The organism is Arthrobacter sp. 9AX, assembly GCF_902506095.1.
In the GTDB taxonomy this organism is placed as follows: Bacteria; Actinomycetota; Actinomycetes; order Actinomycetales; family Micrococcaceae; genus Arthrobacter.
In genome coordinates this window covers 1,606,602-1,626,002 of record NZ_LR733293.1, presented here as the reverse complement: position 1 = coordinate 1,626,002, position 19,401 = coordinate 1,606,602, and the positions used below count along the sequence as shown (strand labels likewise).

Annotated in this window: 12 protein-coding genes; 6 read left to right on the top strand and 6 right to left on the bottom strand. The window is 66.9% G+C overall.

All coding sequences use genetic code 11. The features are described from left to right. Positions 1 to 103: 103 nt before the first annotated feature. The 5 genes from BACI348_RS07410 to BACI348_RS07390 form a co-directional block, all read right to left on the bottom strand. Complete coding sequence (locus BACI348_RS07410) at positions 104 to 5,776, bottom strand: Ig-like domain-containing protein (protein WP_159829899.1); 5,673 nt, start codon at positions 5,774 to 5,776, stop codon at positions 104 to 106. Between the two features lie 620 nt (positions 5,777 to 6,396). Further along, entirely contained in the window at positions 6,397 to 7,521 is a 1,125-nt protein-coding gene (locus tag BACI348_RS07405) for an adenylate/guanylate cyclase domain-containing protein (RefSeq protein ID WP_159824631.1), read from the bottom strand. Next, complete coding sequence (locus tag BACI348_RS07400; RefSeq protein WP_159824630.1) at positions 7,511 to 8,110, bottom strand: PH domain-containing protein; 600 nt, start codon at positions 8,108 to 8,110, stop codon at positions 7,511 to 7,513. The genes BACI348_RS07405 and BACI348_RS07400 overlap by 11 nt, the downstream gene beginning before the upstream one ends. Beyond that, positions 8,103 to 9,011, bottom strand: a complete 909-nt coding sequence (locus BACI348_RS07395) for a biotin--[acetyl-CoA-carboxylase] ligase (protein ID WP_159824629.1) — start codon at positions 9,009 to 9,011, stop codon at positions 8,103 to 8,105. The genes BACI348_RS07400 and BACI348_RS07395 overlap by 8 nt, the downstream gene beginning before the upstream one ends. Before the next feature lie 49 nt (positions 9,012 to 9,060). Next, the gene (locus BACI348_RS07390) at positions 9,061 to 9,948 is read right to left on the bottom strand and encodes an SDR family oxidoreductase (RefSeq protein WP_159824628.1); all 888 of its coding nucleotides are present in this window, start codon (positions 9,946 to 9,948) and stop codon (positions 9,061 to 9,063) included. Between the two features lie 221 nt (positions 9,949 to 10,169). Here BACI348_RS07390 and BACI348_RS07385 point away from each other — a divergent pair, with 221 nt between their 5' ends. The 4 genes from BACI348_RS07385 to BACI348_RS07370 all read left to right on the top strand — a co-directional run bounded on the left by BACI348_RS07385 (position 10,170) and on the right by BACI348_RS07370 (position 15,329). Then, the gene (locus BACI348_RS07385; protein WP_159824627.1) at positions 10,170 to 11,753 is read left to right on the top strand and encodes an acyl-CoA carboxylase subunit beta; all 1,584 of its coding nucleotides are present in this window, start codon (positions 10,170 to 10,172) and stop codon (positions 11,751 to 11,753) included. Then, on the top strand, positions 11,750 to 11,998 hold the full coding sequence (locus BACI348_RS07380; RefSeq protein ID WP_159824626.1) for an acyl-CoA carboxylase subunit epsilon: 249 nt from the start codon (positions 11,750 to 11,752) through the stop codon (positions 11,996 to 11,998). The genes BACI348_RS07385 and BACI348_RS07380 overlap by 4 nt, the downstream gene beginning before the upstream one ends. 14 nt (positions 11,999 to 12,012) lie before the next feature. After that, positions 12,013 to 13,698, top strand: coding sequence for a DUF885 domain-containing protein (locus BACI348_RS07375; protein WP_159824625.1), 1,686 nt, complete (start codon positions 12,013 to 12,015; stop codon positions 13,696 to 13,698). Positions 13,699 to 13,895: 197 nt separating this feature from the next. After that, entirely contained in the window at positions 13,896 to 15,329 is a 1,434-nt protein-coding gene (locus BACI348_RS07370; RefSeq protein WP_159824624.1) for a dicarboxylate/amino acid:cation symporter, read from the top strand. 78 nt (positions 15,330 to 15,407) lie between these two features. Here BACI348_RS07370 and BACI348_RS07365 read toward each other — a convergent pair whose 3' ends face one another. Next, entirely contained in the window at positions 15,408 to 15,974 is a 567-nt protein-coding gene (locus BACI348_RS07365) for a hypothetical protein (RefSeq protein ID WP_159824623.1), read from the bottom strand. Between the two features lie 175 nt (positions 15,975 to 16,149). Between BACI348_RS07365 and BACI348_RS07360 the strand changes: the two genes are divergently transcribed. After that, a complete protein-coding gene (locus BACI348_RS07360; RefSeq protein ID WP_159824622.1) occupies positions 16,150 to 16,839 on the top strand; it encodes a TetR/AcrR family transcriptional regulator in 690 nt (229 codons plus the stop codon). Between the two features lie 18 nt (positions 16,840 to 16,857). Beyond that, positions 16,858 to 19,398 carry an MMPL family transporter gene (locus tag BACI348_RS07355; RefSeq protein ID WP_159824621.1) on the top strand — a complete coding sequence of 847 codons (2,541 nt, stop codon included), beginning with the start codon at positions 16,858 to 16,860 and terminating at the stop codon, positions 19,396 to 19,398. The last annotated feature ends 3 nt before the right edge of the window (positions 19,399 to 19,401 follow it).

Here is a 19,401-nt window from a genome sequence, read left to right as displayed (position 1 = left end):
TGGCACGAGACTCTCTTTTCCCCGGCGCAAGCCTACCGAACCCCTACAGGCCCCGCGATGGGGAGCCCTCCCCTGCACCGGGCCCTGCCCCGCCCGACGCCGGCTATGGCGTGGCTCCTACCGGGAAGGTGCACAGCGGGACGCCGCTCTGTCCGGGCGTACCGATCGTGGTGTGCCTCGAATCGATCCAGCGTGTCTGGTTGGGTGAGCCACGCATGATGTAGTACCACTGGCCGTCTCCGCTGTAATACGTGCCGTGCGGCTTCCAGCACATGATGTCGAAGACATCGGCAGCGCCCATCCAGGGGCGGTTAGTGCCGCCCTGTCCGTCGCAGGTGAAATTCCCCGGCTGGCTGTTGTCGTAGGAGGTGGCGCCGGGCAGGTCTGTGCAGCTGCGGTACATGCCGGAATTCAGCCGCGTGGTCCACCGCGTCTTCTGCGCGCCGGATTGTGCGGATGCGGATGCCACCGGGCCACCCGTACCGCGGGAGTTGACGGTCTGGGCCTGGATCGTATGCGGTTCACTGAAACCACCGGTGTTGACCGTGCGGCTGCCGGAGGCGGCCACCCGCTCCCAGCCCCCGGCGTCGATCTTGATCTGGGTGTACGCCACATCGTTGGTCGAGGTGGAAGGCGAATTCCAGCTGAAGCTGAGGCTTTTCTGGTTCTCCGCCCCGTTCTGTCCCGAGGCCGAAGGCGTTCCGGGCGATCCGTACGGGTTCGCGGTTGCCGGAGCACTGGCGTCGGAGCTCGGGGCCACCGAGGAATTGGCTACCACCGTGATGGCCGTGCTGTTGCCGTTCACGAAGCCGCCCACTGTTTGCCCGGGCCTGATGGGCCCGGTCTGGCCCGTGCTGGCGCGGTAGGTGTAACTGACCTCGGCGGATGATGAACCGTTCCGTTCGGCAGCGGTGAGCTCCCGGAAGTTGATGGTCACGGAACGCCCGGCACCTCCGGTGTCGGCTTCGGTTGCGGACACGCCCGTCACCTGGCCGAGCTTGCCTGTGGCACGCCGCGGAGCCGACGCGGCGCTGACGGCACCCTTGCCGGCCTTGTTTTCGGCCTGCACGGTGAAGGTGTAGGACGCCTCGGAGTTGTTGGCGGTGAAGTTGGCGGTCCGGACGGTACCGGCCACCACCTGGGTCTGGGCTGCTCCGCCGCCGCCGCTCATGGTGACGTAGTAGTTCCGGATGGCGTCGCCGTTGGTGTTCGGCTCGTTCCAGTCAACCTTGAGCTGGTTGGAGGTACCTACCGAAGATGCCACCGATGACGTGGGGGCCGCCGGAGCAGCCGGGACGCCGGCCGGGTTGTCCTCGGCTGAGTACTGACCCCAGTCGGACGGGCCGAGCTCGTTGACGGCCTGGGCGCGCACTTTGTAGCGCACGCCGTTGGTCAGCCCGGGCCAGTTGTAGCTGAGTCCGGTCACGCCGTTCTTGATGGCAATTCCGCTGGCCGGCGGCGGGGAGATTTCCAGGTTGTAGGCCTTTACCGCTGAGCCCTCGGTCCTGGCCGCCGGCCAGGTGATCTCCATGTTCCTGTCACCGGCCTTGACGGTGGGGGCCTCCGGGGGCGACGGTTTTTCATCCGGCCGGATTTCGTTGGAGACCGGCGACGGATCGGATTCACGGACTTCATTGGTGGCGGTGACGGTGAAGACGTACTCGACGTCGTTGGTCAGGCCGGTCAGCGTGCACGTGGTGGTGGGGCAGTCCTGGCTGAAGCCGTTGCCGGAGCGCACGGTGTACTTGGTGATGACGGCGCCGTTGTCCGACGGCGGGGTCCACTTCAGCACGGCGGTCCGGCTCCGGACGTCCGTTGCCGTGGGCGCGGAAGGAGCGTCCGGCCTGTCCCGGACGGTGATGCGGATCCGGCCGTCGGTCTGCCGCGAGACGTCCCCGGTCTTGTCCATCACGGTGTAGCGCACCACCATAACGCCCTTGGAACCGCTGGCCGGGGTGACGGTGATGGAGTCGCCCGAGACGGTGGGCTGCCCGGCGGCGGAGCCGGTTTCCACCGTCGCCGAGGTGATCCGCAGCGGGGTCTCCGGGAACGGGTTGAAGTCGTTCCCCAGCACGTTGATGGTCTCGGAGGCACCGGCGTTGGCTTTGTCGAGGACGTCCTCGTTGGCCACGGGCAACGGCCGGCTGGAGGCAACCACCGTGGCGGTAACGGTGGCATGGACCGGCTCGGAGCGGCCGTCGGTGACTTTGAGCGGGATGCTTCCCTTCCAGCCCGCGTCCTTGCCGGATCCGGGGGTGACCTTAAGGGTGGCGTCGTCCACGGTGGCCGTGAAGCCCTCGGGCAGGGCGCCGTCCAGTTCGAACCTGAGCTTTTCCTGGTCGCCGGAGTCAACGTCCTTGGCGAGGTTTCCCAGCTCCAAGGTGGCGGATTCGCCCTTGGGAACGTCCAGGGTGGCGCCGCTGAAGGTGGGCGGATGGTTGGCGTTGGGGTCGGGGATGACCTTGGTGATAATGCTGAGGGTGGACTTGAGGCCGGCGGGATCGTCCGGTCCCGTCCCGTCGGTTACCTCGAAGGTGACCGAGCCCGGGCCCACATAGTCCGTGCGGGCGGCGTAGCGCAGGGCGTTGCCGTTCCCGGCCACCACGTTCTCCGGCGCGGCACCCTGGACGCGGACCTTGTCCACCTGGGTGATCCGGGGCGTTCGTCCGTCGCGGACCCGAACAAATTCGGCCAGGTCAAGCGTGACCTCCTTGCCGGACATCACCTCGACGACGTCGGTCCTTGCCAGGGTGGGGTGCTGTTCACCCTGGCCAGGCACCCAGATGACCGCCGTGGCGCTCTGGCCGTCAACGTCGGTGACGGTGCAGGGCACCAGTTGGTCCTCCGGCGCGAGCGTGACCTGCACGGTGCCGTCCCCGGTCACGCGGGCGTTGGGGTTGCCGTCAGGCAGGCTGATCTTCAGCTCTGCAGCGACGCCGTCAGGATCGGCGTCGTTCTTCAGCACCGGGACGTCCACCGCGGACTTGCCCAGCGTCTCCGCCTGGGTGACCACGTCATCCTTCGCGAGCGGAATCTTCAACGCGGCGTCAGGGCTGACCCGGACGCGGATCACGGCGCCGGCCTGGTTTTTTTTGTCATCCTGGATCTTGTAGCTGACGCTTTCGTTGCCCGCGGCGGCAGGCGCCGAAAGCAATACCTTGCCGCCCTCAGCTGCTTCGACGGCCAGCTCGGGGCGGGCCTCGAAGCCGTTGGATACCAGGCTGATCGGGTCACCGTCCGGGTCCGAGTCGTTGGTGAGTGCGTCGACGGCGATCTTCCGGCCGGGGCGGACGTCCACGGCGTCGTCGATGGCGATCGGTTTCTGGTTGTTGGTCTCCTGCGGTGCGATGCCAACGATGACCGTGCCCGTGTTCTCGGCGCCGATGCGGTCCCGCGCCCTGTAGGTGAAGGTGTCGGTGCCGGCGGCGTTGCCCGCGGCGGTGAATTCGAGGTAGCCGTCCTTGACCACCGCCGTTCCCATTGCCGGGGCTTTGTCCACGCCGGTCAGCCGGACGGAATCGCCATCGGTGTCCACGCCGTCCAACGGCACGGGAATGCGGACTGTCATGCCTGCCACGACGCGCGCCGTCAGGTTCCGGGGTTCGGGCCGGGTATTGAGTTGGTCCTCCCGGGCCCGGATCCGGATGGTCACCTGCTGGGAGTCGGACTGCCCGGACTCGTTGGTGACCTTATAGATGGCGTACACCGTTTTGGGCACGTCGCCGGCGATAAAACGGACGGATTGCCCCGAGGTGAAGATGCGGCCGTCCGCGGCGTCCGGTGCCTGTGCCAGCACAGGTTCCAGGGTGAGCTTCCCGCCGTTGGGGTCGGTGTCGTTATCCAGCACGGGGATGGTGACGACGTCCCCGGCGCGGACGGTGGCTTCGTCGGGTTTGGCCTGGGGGGCCTGCAGCTTTGCGGGGGCGGGGACCACCAGCACGGAAATCTCGCCGGTGGCGGAGGACTTGCCGTTGGAGATGGTGTACCGGACGGTGAGCTGGCCCTGGGCCCGGAGGTCGGTAATACGCACTACGGAGTGGTCCAGGACCGCGACGCTGAGCGGCAGCCCGTCCGCGGCTGTCACCGACTGGACCACCAGCACCCCGCCGGAGGGGTCCGAGTCGTTGCCCAGGACGTCCACCAGCACGCTGCCACCGCTGGGCAGCAGGGCGGTGTCCCGGACCGCCACGGGGGCGGCGTCCCCGCCGCCGGGCACAACGTCCACGCGCACCAGCTGCTGGGCGCTGGCGGGTCCGTTGGTCACCAGGTAGGTGACGTAGTGGGCGCCCTCGGCGGTGGAGTTGAACGTAAACGTCTGCTGGTCCGCGCCCATCACGGCGGTGGAGTTGCCGTCCGGGGTGACCTGGGCCAGCCGCAGCGCGCCGCCCTGCGGGTCCGCATCGTTCTTCAGCGGGGCGATCACCGTGTCCACCCCGGCGACGGCCACCAAGTGGTCGGCGTTGGCAATCGGCGGGAGGGCCCCTGCGGGCCGAACGTCGACCGTGACCTTGCCCTCCGTGGTGTCACGGCCGTCCGAAACGGTGACAGTGACGGTCTTGCGTGCGGCTTCCGACCCGGAGTCCTGGTAGCTGAGCAGCCCGTCGGGACGGACCTTGACCTGGTCGCGGGGGTCGCTGCTGGACGCGCCCACCACAAAGAGGTCGTCGCCGTCGGGATCGATCCAGTCGGGAAGGATGTTCTGGCTGACCACTTTGCCTGCCTGCACCACCAGCGTGGTATTCCGGTTGGGCTTCTGCCGCGGGGCGGAGTTCTCCCCTGGCGGGATGATGTTCAGCGTGGCGTCGGCGGATGCGGAGAGGCCCCGGCCGTCGTCCACCGTGTACTTGAACCCCTCCGTGCCGGTCTTGTCAGCGCCGACGCTGACCTGGTAGCCGGTGGCGCCGTAGATGGGTGAGACGACGCCTGACTGCAGCGGGTCCGGCGTTCGGACGGTCAGGATGTCGCCGTCGGGATCGGAGTCGTTGTCCAGCACAGGCAGGATGGTGGTCTTTCCGGCGCGCACGCCGAAGGTGTCCGGGTTGGCCACCGGTGCGCTGTTGGGTTTGGTGCGGTCCGGCAGGACGGTCTGCCGTACCTCGTCCGCGGAGTCCTTGTCGGCGTCGTCCGAAGTCTGCTGCGGCGGGATGACGTCGTCCCAGTTGTTGACCAGCTGCATGTTCTGGTTGACCAGCCACACATTCCCGGAATTCACATCATTGAGGACCACCAGGTCCCGGTTCACCCGGAACACATACGACGGCGACGCACTCGCCTTCGGCACATCCACATTCTTGTCATCAGCATCATTCACACAATCCCGGACATACTTGTTCGCCCCCGACCACGCCGCATGCACACACCCGCCCAACTGCACCGGCGCCGCCGGCACACCCTCACCATCAAACGTCACCGTCGTCGCCGTCGCACCATCCAACGGCTGCTTCAACAACGCCTTCTGCGTGGCGATCGCCACGAAGCCGCTGCCCGGACCGGTCTGCTGCAACTTCGCATCCCGCGCATTATCCAACTGCAGCCGCTTGCCGCCAGGAAGGAACAACTTCCCCGCCGCCGCATCCAGGACGACAGGCCTGTCCCCCACCACCGTGACCTGCAGGTCCCCCGAACCCTTCAACCCAGACCACGTCTCAGACTCCGACGACACCACCGCACCATTGGCATCCACCCCGGTCACCGACACCACACCAGACTTCGGATCCGCCGAATAAATCCGGTCATCAGCGCCCACCGCGGACACCGTACCCTCCGACCCCACCAACACCGGCTCCGACGCTTCCTCATCAAAACCATTCACCGTCGACGGCGACACCGCCCACACCTTGCCCGACGCCGCATCCGTCACCGAAATCACCGACGAACCAAAACTCACATCCGCAGCCCCCGGCAACCGCTTATCCCCACCCAAACGCATATTCGCTGGCGACACCTGATTCAACGTCGAACCAGACTCATCATCAACAAACACCTCCCCCGCATCCTGCAGGATCTCAAACGTAGTCGACGCCGGCGTCACCGCACCGTCCAGGACACGGGACGGGTAATTCAACCTGCCGACCGCGTTCTTGGACTTCGACACCACCCACACACCACCGTCGTTCAACTCCACCTCAGTGGTCTTAAACCCCGGATACAACACCGCACCCGCCACCACCACAGCAACAACAGCACCAAACGCGGCGCCACTGATAAGGCGCCGCGATTCGGGTGCTCCCGGCCTGTTTGAGCGCGCAGGTGTGCGAAGTTTCACGGTGTTGTTTCCCCCAGTAAGGCTCCGGCTGAACCGGTGTCCGGCATGCGGCGGCCGGGCGCGTAGTCCGACTATATCGGCATTCGCCATCAAATGGATAAAACCGTTGCTTGCCTTTTCAGGCAGCGGAATCAGTCCAGGACGAGTCCCTTGCCGCGCCCCCGGGCCAGCCGGACGGGGCGGATTTCGCCGAAGCCGCGGACGTTTTCCGGCGGCTGGGGCACCAGCACGAAGCGTTCGTCGTGCTCCAGCGCCGAGGCCGTCATGGAGTCCACCAGGACGGTCCCCGGATCCGCCAGCGTCGTGAGCCGCGCCGCCAGGTTGACTGTAGGTCCGTAGATGTCCCCGAGCCTGGACAGGATCCGGCCCCACACCATAGCCACCCTGGCTTCGGGCAGGATCTCGTCCTCGGTGAACGCCTGGGCCAGCGCGAGCGAGATTTCGGCGCCGGCGGCAGGCGTTTCGGCAATGTAGAGCACTTCGTCGCCGACGGTTTTCACCAGCCGGCCGCCGCCCACGGAGATGATCTCCGCGCACTTGTTCTCAAAGCGCTGCACCAGGCGGGCGAGTGTCTTTTCGTTCATCCGCCGGGAGAGGCTGGTGTAGGAGACCAGGTCCGCAAAGCCGACGGCGCGTGCCAGCGGCAGCGGGGCGTCATCCTCGTCGCCGTCCCGGCCTTCCTCGCTTGCCTGCAGGCCGGCTTCGGCCCGGACGGCCAACCGTTGGATGCCCGCGTTGAGCTGCCGGCGCCAGGAGTAGACCAGGATTTTCTCGAGCGGATCCACCAGGCCGGGAAGTTCCTTGACCAGGCGCTTGCGGGCTACGGCGTCGGTTACGCCCTGCTCGTGCACCATGTCTTCCACCAGGGCCTCGATCTGCCAGACAACCATGCGGTCCGTCATCTGGCCGATGGCACGCGTGACGGAGATGGCTGCTTCTTCGGTCAGCTTGCCGGACCGCACCAGGTCCACCACGGTGGACAGGGCTTCCTGGTCCCGCTCGGTGAAGGCAACGTCCTCGTCGCCGAAGTTGGGGAAACCCAGGGCACGCCACAATTTGCGCGCCGACAGCAGGGACAGGCCTGCGCCTGCCGCCACTTCACGACGGCGGAGCTTTCGTTCCCCGCCCAGCAGCCGGGTCTCCAGTGCTTTCATGGCAAGCCGTTCGGCGGACATTGTGCCGGTGGCGGGGTGGCCGTCCGACGACGGTGCGGGCGCGAGGGACCCGACGTGTTCCTGCTGGTCCTCATCGGTCATCCCGTCCACCTTCTCTCTTTTCCCACGGCATAGCTCCGGCGGGGTAATCCGTTGGCCCGTCCGGCTGGTCATCCTGCTCGTCCGGCAGGTCCTCGATGGCGTCGAGGATGAAGTCCCGGAACCTGGCCACCTCCGGCACGTCCGGGAAGGTCACCATCGACTGGTATCCGGTTTCCAAGGATATATTCCCGGAGCGGAAGAGGCGTTGCAGGACCGATTCATGGACAGTGAGGTTGCGCACCGACGCCAGGTTCACCTGCCGGTCGCTCCGCTTCCACATCCCGGACCTGGCCACCAGCCTCCTGCTGGTGAGGGTGTACCGGGTGCCCTGCCACCGCAGCAGCCGGGGCAGGCAGAAGCCCAGCCACACCGCGGCGGCCGCAAGGACGCAGCCGCCCACCAGCCACGGAGTCCAGCGGCCCGAAAGCGCAGGGATGGCCCGCGCTGCCCCGCCGCGGATCACCCAGGCGGAACAAAAGGCGGCCACCGCCGGCGCGAGGACAAACGCAACCGCGGCGCCGGCAAGCTGCCGCGGCTGCGGGCGGGTGGTCACAATGACCTGCTCGCCCGGCAGGAGGTCTTTACGCATAACCGCCTTGACCGGAAGCGTCAGGGGAAGTCCACGGCCGCAGGTGCACTACGTCCCCGGCGGTGACCACGTGCTCGCGCGCGTCCTTGTCCACCACCAGCAGCGAACCGTACTCGTCCAGCCGCGAAGCGTGGCCGATGATCTCGTGGTCCCCCGGGAGCTGGGCCCGCACCTGCTTGCCCAAGGTGGCCATCACTGCCTCAACCCGCTTGTGCAGTGACGCCCCGCCCGCCATCCCTGCCGCCGGGTCGCCGTCGGCATTGCAGAAGCTGCGGTACAGCACGGAAAAGTGTGAAAGATAGCTCTTCAGGAGCACTGTCCGGTCCGCCGTCCGGGCGCCCTCCAGCACTACCGAGGTGGCGGTGGGAACAGGGAGTTCGCCGGCGGTGAGGGTGACGTTCAGGCCGGTGCCCAGGATGACGGGCGGCACGGAGCCGTCCACCATGGGGCCCAGCTGCGCCAGGATGCCGGCGATCTTCCTGCCCCGGACCAGGACGTCGTTGGGCCATTTCAGTTCGGCGGGGATGCCCGCTGTTCCGAGCAGGGTTTCGCGCAGTGCCAGTGCCGCGATCAGCGACAGCCAGGAGTAGCTGTGCGTGGGCAGCGGCCTGCCCTCGGCGTTGGCCGGGCGAAGGACAACCGATACCGAGATGGCGCTCAGCGGCGGGGCTTCCCAGTGCCTGTCAAGCCGTCCCCGTGCAGCAGTCTGGTACTCCGCGGTGAGCACGGACAAGTCAGGCCACGCCGCCGGCTCCACGGTGGCTGAGCGCAGGAGGTCGGCATTGGTGGAACCGGTGGAATCCACTACGTCGAGCCGCGGGATGCCGGTGGCGGAAAGGAAGAGCTCATCCGCCAGGTCACTCCGGCTCAGGGGCGTACCGGGGGTGTGTGCGTCATCCATAGCTAAATCCTACAGAGCCGACGCCTGCCGGTCCGAGCCGGCGCCCGGCCTAAAGGAAGATGTCCGGGACAAGCCGGTCTTCGGGCGCCCCCAGGCTGTAGGGACGGAAGTCCGTTACACCGGCCGCCGCCAGGACTTCCTCGTCGGTGTAGAAGTTGCCGCTGGCCGCGCCGCCGGCCGCAAGGTTGGCGCCGGTGAGGACGGCGTGGGCGGCATCGGCCATGATGCGTGGCCCGCGTGCCGCCTGCACCATCTGCTCTCCGTGCGGCATGTTCCGGATGGCTGCGGTGTCGATCAGGGTGCAGGGCCACAGCGAGTTGACCCGGATCCCGTCCTGCTTCAGCTCTTGCGCGAGCCCCAGCGTGGTCAGGCTCATCCCGTACTTGGCCATGGTGTAGGCCAGGTGCTTCCCGGCCCAGTGCGGGTCGAGGTTCAGCGGCGGGGAGAGGGTCAGGATCTGCCCGGCCGCAGAGGCCCGCAGCGCGGGAAGTGCCAGTTTTGACAGCAGGAAGGTCCCGCGGACATTGATGTCCTGCATGAGGTCGTACCGCTTCATGTCCACGGCATCTGTGCGGGACAGGTCAATGGCTGAGGCATTGTTGATAACGACGTCGATGCCTCCAAAGCGGTCCACGGCCGCTGCCACGGCGCGGGCCACGTCGTCATCGCTCCTGACGTCCCCCACCAGAGGCAGTGCCTGGCCCCCCGCCGCCACGAGCTCTTCCGCGGCGGTGTACACCGTGCCTGCAAGCTTGGGATGCGGCTCGCCGGTCTTGGCCATCAGCACGATGTTGGCTCCGTCCTGCGCGGCGCGGACCGCGATGGCGAGCCCGATTCCGCGGCTTCCACCGGAGATCAGGATGGTCCGCCCGCGGAGCGAACCGCCGGCCCGGTAGGGGCTTGCCGGGGAGCCCAAAGCCTCATTGCTCAAAGTCATGCAGCCACTCTAACCCAGTTATGTTACCGGCGGGTAACTTGTGGGGACGGGCTGCGGCACGGCAGAAAATTGTAGGTTTTCTACAGCAGCCGGTGTCAGAAGCGTCACTAGACTAGCCAGCAGGGTTCGTTTTTTGTGTGGATGCTACTTAACTCCCGCATCAGACCTGCCAGCACCAACAGCGCCACTGGACCAATCTGCTACAGAGCCGGAGATATTTGATGAGCCACGATCTGACAACGACAGCGGGAAAAATCGCCGATTTCCGCGACCGCCAGGCCCGTGCCGAACAGCCTTCCGGCCCCGAAGCGATCGAAAAGCAGCACGCCCGCGGCAAGAACACCGCCCGCGAGCGCATTGAGCTCCTCCTCGACGAAGACTCCTTTGTTGAATTCGACGCGCTGGCAGTCCACCGCTCCACCGCGTTCGGGATGGAGAAGAAGAAGCCGCTGGGTGACGGCCTGGTTTCGGGCTACGGCACGGTGGACGGCCGCCCGGTAGCGGTCTACAGCCAGGACTTCTCCGTCTATGGCGGCTCGCTGAGCCAGGTCAACGGCGAAAAGATCGTCAAGGTGCAGGAGTTCGCGCTCCGCAACGGTTGCCCGGTGGTGGGCATCCTGGACGGCGGCGGTGCCCGCATCCAGGAGGGTGTCGCTTCCCTGGCCATGTTCGCGGACATCTTCCGCAACAACGTCCACGCCTCAGGCGTGGTGCCGCAGATCTCCCTGATCATGGGCCCCTCCGCCGGCGGCGCCGCCTACTCACCCGCGCTCACCGACTACGTGGTGATGGTGGACAAAACCTCGCACATGTTCATTACCGGCCCGGACGTCATCAAGACCGTCACGGGCGAGGACGTGGACATGGAAACGCTTGGCGGCGCCCGCCAGCACAATGCCACCACCGGCACGTCCACGTACCTGGCCTCGGACGAAGCCGACGCCGTGGAGTTTGTCCGTGAACTGCTGGACTTCCTGCCCTCCAACAACCTTTCCGAGGCACCCGTGCTGGAGCACCAGCAGGAGCTGGACCTCGACGACGACGACCTCGCCCTGGACGCGCTCATCCCGGATTCGGCCAACCAGCCCTACGACATGCGCACCGTTGTTGAGCAGATCGTGGATGACGGCCACTTCCTGGAGATGCAGGCCCTGTACGCCCCCAACGTAATGATCGGTTACGGCCGGGTGGAGGGCCACACGGTAGGCATCGTGGCCAACCAGCCCCTGCAGTTTGCCGGGACTTTGGACATCGCCGCGTCCGAGAAGGCTGCCCGCTTTGTCCGCCACTGCGACGCCTTCAACATCCCCATCATCACCCTGGTGGACGTTCCGGGCTTCCTGCCCGGCAAGGACCAGGAGTTCCAGGGCATCATCCGCCGTGGCGCCAAGCTGCTGTACGCCTACGCCGAGGCCACCGTTCCCAAGCTAACCGTGATCACCCGCAAGGCCTACGGCGGGGCTTACATCGTGATGGGTTCAAAGAAGCTGGGCGCCGACCTGAACCTCGCCTGGCCGACGGCGCAGATCGGCGTGATGGGTGCCCAGGGAGCCGTGAACATCCTTTACCGCCGCGACCTCGCCGCCGTGGCAGAAGCCGGCGGAGACGTCGAGGCGCGCCGGGCCGAGGTCATCCGGCAGTACGAGGAAGAGCTGCTCAACCCGTACCAGGCAGCCGAACTCGGCTATGTGGACGCGGTCATCGCCCCGTCCGAAACCAGGATCCAGATCATCAAGGGCCTTCGGGCGCTGCGCGACAAGCGCGCCAGCCTCCCCACCAAGAAGCATGGGAACATCCCGCTGTGAGCATCCCCGAAAAGCCGGTGGCCGAGGCGGCCGGAGCCGAGGCACCCGCCGCGCCGCTGCTCTCTGTTGTCAAGGGCCAGCCGACTGCCGAGGAACTGGCGGCGCTCACCGCCGTCGTCCTCTCCCGGGGCGGCGACGAGCCGGCCCGGCAGGACAAGCCGTCCGTCCGGCACTGGGTGCGCCGGCAGCAGCTGCGGCTGGCCCCGACACCCGGCCCCGGGGCGTGGAAGCGAAGCCGCGGCTGAATTAGTCTCGTGGAGTGACTACAGACACTTCACCTGCCGCCCGCCCGAAAACGCGCATCGACGCCGTCGCGGACAGCTACACGGACACGCTGATCAGGCTTAATCCGTCTTTCGCCACCACCCTTGGCGTGCCCGGACACGAAACGGAATACCAGGACTTCTCCCCCGCCGGCATCGCGGAATTCGCCGAGGCTGCCCGCCACACGCTGGAAGAACTGGAAGGCCTTGAGCCCGAGGACGAGGTGGACGCCGTCACCCTCGACGCCATGCAGGAGCGGCTTGGCCTGCAGCTGCTGATCCATGCCTCCGGCTGGGAGTACGCGGACCTGAACAACATCGCCTCCCCCGCCCAGGACATCCGTGCCATCTTCGACCTGATGCCCACAGAGACCGCGGAGCACTGGCAGCACATCGCCGGCCGGGCAGCCAACGTTCCGGCAGCCCTTGCCGGGTACCGGGAATCGCTCCGGCTGGCGCGGGACTCCGGCCGGGTCTCGGCCGCACGGCAGGTCAACATCGTGATTGAGCAGGTCACAAAGTACGCTGCGGAGGACGGCTTCTTCGCGAAGCTCGCCGCAGAGGCAACCACGGCCGCCGGTCCCCTGCCCGCCGCCATCCAGGACGAGCTCGACGCCGGAGCTGCCGCGGCCCGGAGCGCCTACGCCGGGTTCGCGGACTTCCTCCGCACGGAACTGCTGCCCGCCGCACCCGCGAAAGACGCCGTGGGACGCGCCCGCTACGCCCTGGCATCCCGCTCTTTCCTGGGCGCCGCCGTGGACCTGGAAGAAACCTACGCCTGGGGCGTGGAAGAGCTGGACCGGCTCATTGCGGAACAGGAACGCGTAGCCCACAGCATCAAGGCCGGCGCGTCCATCGACGAAGCCAAGGAAATCCTGAACAACGATCCCGCCCGCCAGCTGAAAGGCAAGGAGGCGCTGCGGGAATGGATGCAGGAGCTCTCTGACAAGGCCGTGGCCGAGCTCGCCGGCGTGCACTTCGAGATTCCGGACGTTATGAAGAAGCTCGAGTGCCGCATCGCCCCCACCGATGAGGGCGGCATCTACTACACCGGCCCATCAGATGACTTCAGCCGCCCCGGCCGCATGTGGTGGTCCGTCCCGGCAGGCGAGGACACCTTCACCACCTGGGCGGAAACCACCACTGTCTTCCACGAAGGGGTCCCGGGCCACCACCTCCAGGTGGCCACGGCCACCTACCGCCGTGAACTGCTGAACAAGTGGCGCCGGAACGTCTGCTGGACCTCCGGCCACGGCGAAGGCTGGGCCCTTTACGCCGAGAAACTCATGCAGGAGCTCGGCTACCTCAACGACCCCGGCGACCATATGGGCATGCTGGACATGCAGCGGATGCGCGCCACCCGCGTGGTGTTCGACATCGGCGTCCACCTGGAACTGACCGTCCCCCCACGCTGGGGCTCCGGAACCTGGACGCCGGAGAAGGGCTACGACTTCCTGAAGCAGAACCTGCCCATCAGCGAAGGCCAGCTCAACTTCGAGTTCGCCCGGTACCTCGGCTGGCCCGGCCAGGCGCCCTCGTACAAGGTGGGCCAGCGCCTTTGGGAACAGATCCGCGCCGAGCTCGAAGCACGGCCAGGGTTCGACCTCAAAGAGTTCCACACCAAGGCCCTCAACATCGGCTCCGTGGGACTGGACACCCTCCGCCGGGCGCTGCTCGGTTAAGGTTCCGCGGGTGGAAGGCGGTCGTGTCGCCGCCCCCAGACGCGAGAGATATGCCACACCAACGCCGGGAATAAGTAACATAAAGCCTTGGAACCCTTGATTTCACGCGGATCGCGGTCGCGAGGGAAAGTCTTGCTCGTGTAATATTTCTCAATATTCGTTCGTCGTGATATGGAACCTGCCCCTAACGTATTCGGGTGAGCACTCAAACCCGTTCCCCAGAATCCGCCACGCCCGGCTTCCAGCTTCCCAAGTGGGCCGGCTCGTTCGGCGTCCAGATTATCGCCGCCCTGATCGTTGGCCTTGGCCTTGGCCTCCTGGCCAAGTACACCGGCAGCACCAAGGCCAGCCCCAACGGCCTCGGCGCCACGCTGCAGACCATCGGCTCCAGCTATGTGTCCCTGCTGCAGACCGCCGTGGTGCCCCTCATTTTCACCGCTGTGGTCAGTTCCATCTCCAACCTCCGCCAGGTGTCCAACGCCGCCAAGCTGGCTTGGAACACCCTCCTGTGGTTCGCCATCACCTCCCTGATCGCCGTGCTGATCGGGATCGGCCTGGGCGTCCTGCTGCAGCCCGGCGCCAACACCGGCATCACCGAGGAGGCCAAGTACTCCGGCAAGTCCGGTGACTGGTGGTCCTTCCTCATCGGCCTCTTCCCCAAGAACTTCCTCGGCCTGGGCGCCAGCTCCACCGTGGCCGAATCCGGCGCCGTCACCACCTCCGTGAGCTTCAACGTGCTTCAGATCCTGGTGATCGCCATCGCCGTCGGCGTTGCCGCCCTCAAGGTGGGCAAGGCTGCCGAGCCCTTCCTGAACCTGAACGCCTCCGCTCTTGCCGTAATCCAGAAGGTCCTGTGGTGGATCATCCGCATCGCGCCGCTGGGCACCGTGGGCCTCATCGGCAACGCCGTTGCCGTCTACGGGTGGGACACCATCGGCTCCCTGGGCAAGTTCACCTTTGCCATCTACGTGGGCCTGGCCCTGGTGCTCTTCGCGGTCTACCCCATCCTGGTCCGCACCCACGGCCTGTCCGTCAAGCAGTACTTCTCCGGAGTGTGGCCGGCCGTCCAGCTGGCCTTCGTCTCCCGCTCCTCGGTGGGCACCCTGCCGCTGACCCAGCGCGTGACCGAGCGCAGCCTCGGCGTCCCCCGCGGCTACGCTTCCTTTGCCGTGCCGCTGGGCGCCACCACGAAGATGGATGGCTGCGCCGCGATCTATCCGGCCATCTCTGCGATCTTTGTGGCCCAGTTCTTCGGCATCCAGCTGGACTTCAGCCAGTACCTGCTGATCGCACTCGTCTCTGTCCTTGGCTCTGCGGCAACCGCCGGAACCACCGGCGCCGTGGTGATGCTGACCCTGACGCTCTCCACGCTGGGACTGCCGCTTGCCGGCGTCGGCCTCCTGCTGGCCATCGATCCCATCCTGGACATGGGCCGCACCGCGGTGAACGTCGCCGGCCAGGCGCTCGTACCCACCATCGTGGCAAAGCGCCAGGGCATCCTGGACGAGCAGCTGTACAACGCACCCCGCAACGGCACTCCGTTCGTTGACGATTCTGCTGATGCCGCCGCCCCGTCCGACGGAATCTCCGCCGGCACCGCGCCGCGGGAACTGGCGGACGCGAAGGCCTAAGAGGCCCCTGCTCACGCCCTGCAGATCAAGAAGTCCCCGGGAAGTATCCCGGGGACTTCTTTGCCTTTCAGCCCTCGGTCAGTGGCGGCCGCCGCCGCCGATGACGCCGTTCTGCACCGCCTTGGTAACAGCGTCGGCCTCGGCCTGCGTCAGCTTTCCGTCCGTCACGGCCTGGTCAAGCCGCGTCTTCAATCCAGCTGCCTCCTCCGCCTGCCGTTCGGTGCGGAGCTCCGCCAAGGCGGCCGTGACCTTGGACTCCTCGATTCCGAGGGACCCCGCCAAGGACTTCGCCAGGGCGGCATCGCGGGTGGCCTGGTCCGGCTTCTGGCCTTCGGCCGGCGGCGTGGTGGGCTTGTTCGCATCACGGAATGCCTGGAGCGCCTCCGTGACCTTGGCCTCGTCGACGCCGAGCTTTTCCGCGAGCGCAGAGGCCTGCGCCACGCCCCGCTCGCCGCCGCGGCCGCCGTGCTTGCCCATGCCGCCGGGCGCGGTGCTGGTGCTCCCGTCCGCAGAGGCGCTGGAGCTTGCGCTGGGAGAGGGGGTTGGCGTGGTGGTGGCGGAGGCCATGCCGGCTACGCCGATTCCGGCGCCAAGGGCCAGCGCCGCGGCTGACAAGCCGAGGGTCATTTTCTTTGTGCGTGACATTCTTTGTCTCCTGGATCTGCCGTTCGGGGACGGCTGCTGGTGATTCATCCCTCCCGGGACACTCCAAGCATCCGGGACCAGGTTCTGGAACAGCTGTCGGGAACCTTTCATCTTCCTGTGAATCTGGCGCACCAGAAACTTGCCCGTCGTGCAAATTTGCACGTAGTGTAACCACATGAGCATTGACGGCACTCCGCCAGCGGCCACACCTTCCCGGCGTGAGCTGAACAAGGCAGCCACCCGGCAGGCCATCACGGACGCAGCCCTGGCACTGCTGCGCACCCGCGGGCCGGGAAGCTTCACTGTGGAGGACATCGCGGACGCTGCCGGCATTTCCCGGCGCACCTTCTTCAACTACTTCAGCAGCACCGATGCCGCCCTCGCGTCCGTCACCCACGGCTTCCTGGACAACGCCATCCAGCAGTTCCGGCTCCGGCCGGCTGACGAACCGATCCTGCAGTCCGCCCAGGCCGCCCTTATAGCGCTGGCGGACCCCATGACCGTTGCACCACTAGCCGAACTGTTTACCCTCACCCAGCAAAGCGCGCTGATGTCGCACTCGGAACTGGAAGCCTGGGAGCACTGCACCGAACAGATCATCGCCGTCGCCCGCGAACGGGTGGCGGGCCCGGAAGACAGCGAGGACGAACTCTATGTCCGGGCGCTGGCGGGCGCGGTGATCTCCTGCGGCAAGGCCGCCCTCGAGGTCTGGTTTACCCGCCGCGGCGCCGACCTTTCCCCCGCCTCCCTGGCTGAGCTCCGCCAACTCCTGATCGACGCCATGTCGCTGCTCGGTTCCGGTTTCACCGCAGGCAGCACACCTGCCCCCTTCCGTCCCGCCCCTTCCGCATCCGTTTCCTCCTGATCAGATCGGTTTCCTCTTATGGCTCTGTTCCTCTACCGCCTGGGCAAGTTCTCCTACCGCCGGCGCTGGCTGGTCATCTCACTCTGGCTGGCCGTCCTGGTGGCTGTGGGCGGCTCGGCTGCCGCGTTCCACGGCACCCTGTCCAATAACTTCCAGATCCCCGGCACCGAAACGCAGCGGATCGCGGACAAGCTGAAGGAAGAGCTTCCTGCCGCTTCCGGGGGCACGGCAACGATCGTTTTTGAGGCTCCCGACGGCGGTTTCACCGCCGAAAGCCGCGCCGCGGTCACCGATGCCCTGAAGAAGCTCGAATCCGTGCCAAGCGTCCGCGGCACTGTTGATCCGTTCGCCACCCAGGCGCAGGTGGACCAGGCCGGACAGGCCATCACCGACGGAGGGCAGCAGCTGGCTGCGGGCCAGGCACAGCTGGACGCCTCCCGCGCCCAGCTGGACGCCGGCAAGGCACAGCTGGCAGCAGCAGAGCAGCAGCTGGCCGCCGCCGGAGCCCCCGCGGCCGTCATCGAGGCACAGCTGGGCCAGCAGAAGGCAGCCTTGGCGCAGGGACAGGCAAGGCTCGACGCCGGCGCCAGCGAACTGGAAGCAAACAAGGCCAAGCTGGAGCTGGGCAAACGCCAGGCGGAAGCGTCCTCGGCCATCCGTTTTGTCTCCGAGGACGGCCGCGCCGCAGTCGCGCAGGTGCAGTTCAACACCTCCATCAACGGCCTGAGCCCGGAGGTCCGCCAGCAGGTCCAGGACATCGCCCACGAAACGTCCGTGGCCGGCGTCACGGCCTATGCCAGCAAGGAGATCACCGAGGATATCTCCGAACTCTTCGGGGCCGCCGAGATCATTGGCATTGCGGTGGCGGCCCTGGTCCTGATCATCATGCTGGGCACGCTGATCGCCGCCGGGCTGCCGCTCCTGATGGCCGTTATTGGTGTTGGCGTGGGTGTGGGAATTACCTTCGCCCTGTCCGGGCTGTTCGACATGAGCTCCATCTCCCCCATGCTTGCCCTGATGCTGGGCCTCGCCGTCGGCATCGACTACTCGCTGTTCATCGTCAACCGGCACCGTACGCAGCTGCTGGCCGGCATGGGCCTGGAGGAGTCCGTGGCACGCGCCACCGGAACCTCCGGCAACGCCGTGGTCTTCGCAGGCCTCACCGTGATCATTGCCCTCGCGGCACTGGTTGTGCCGGGCCTTCCGTTCCTCGCCGTGATGGGCCTGGCAGCGGCCGGGACGGTGGCCGTAGCGGTCCTTGTGGCCATCACCCTCACACCGGCCATGCTGTCCCTGATCGGCCGGCGCATCATCTCAAGGCGCGCCTGGGCGAAGGCCGAGGCACACAACGCCGAACCCGGCCACGAGGCCGCCGATGATGCCAAGGACCGCGAGCGCAGCACGCACGGCTGGGGCGGCCTTGTCACCCGGCATCCCGTCTTTGCGCTGCTGGCGGGGGTGCTGCTGCTGGCCACACTGGCGGTCCCGGCCACCCAGCTGCAGCTGGCTCTTCCCGACGGCGGATCGGAGCCAGTGGAGTCAGAGGCCTACCAGGCATATGACCTGACGGCCCGGAGCTTCGGCGAAGGCGTCACCGGCCCCATTGTGGCCGTGGGCGAATTCCCGGCAGGCCTCACCGAGGCCCAGGCCCAGACCCTGCAGTACGACGTCGCGGACAAGCTCCGCGCCGTGGACAACGTGGTGGCCGCCGTGCCCGTCGCCCTCAGCGAAGACCGCCGCACCGCCGTCTTCCAGGTGATCCCCGAGGAAGGCCCGGCGAGCGCCAGCACCGTCCAGGTGGTCGCCGAACTCCGTGGCCTGAACGATCAGATCCAGGCCGATTACGGCGTGGCCATGGGCCTGACGGGGCAGACGGCCGGGAACGTGGACGTCTCCACGAAGCTCGGTGACGCCCTGCCGCCGTACCTGGCCATCGTCGTCGGACTTTCCCTGATCCTCCTGCTGCTGGTCTTCCGCTCCATCGTGGTACCGCTGCTCGCCACCGGCGGCTTCCTGCTCTCGCTCGCCGCAGCGTTCGGCGCCGTGGTGGCCGTGTACCAGTGGGGCTGGCTCGGCGGCGTGTTCGACGTCGCCAACCCCGGCGCGGTCCTGAGCTTCCTGCCCATCATCCTGATCGGTGTGCTCTTCGGGCTGGCCATGGACTACCAGGTGTTCATCGCCTCCGGCATGCGCGAGGCATACATCCACGGCTCCACCGCGAAGCAGGCGGTGCGGGTGGGGTTCCGGCACGCAGCCGCTGTGGTGACGGCCGCCGCGATCATCATGGTCAGCGTCTTCGCCGGCTTCATCTTCAGCCACCTCACCATGGTGCGGCCGCTGGGCTTCGCCATGGCCTTCGGTGTCCTGCTGGATGCGTTTGTGGTGCGGATGACCATTGTTCCGGCAGTGATGTACCTGCTCGGCGAAAAGTCCTGGTGGCTGCCGCGCTGGCTGGACCGGATCCTGCCGGACGTCGACGTGGAAGGCGCCCAGCTGAACCGGCCCAAGCCCGCACCGGTGCCGGAAGCGCTGGTCCGCCAGGCGGGGCCGGTCCACTAGGCT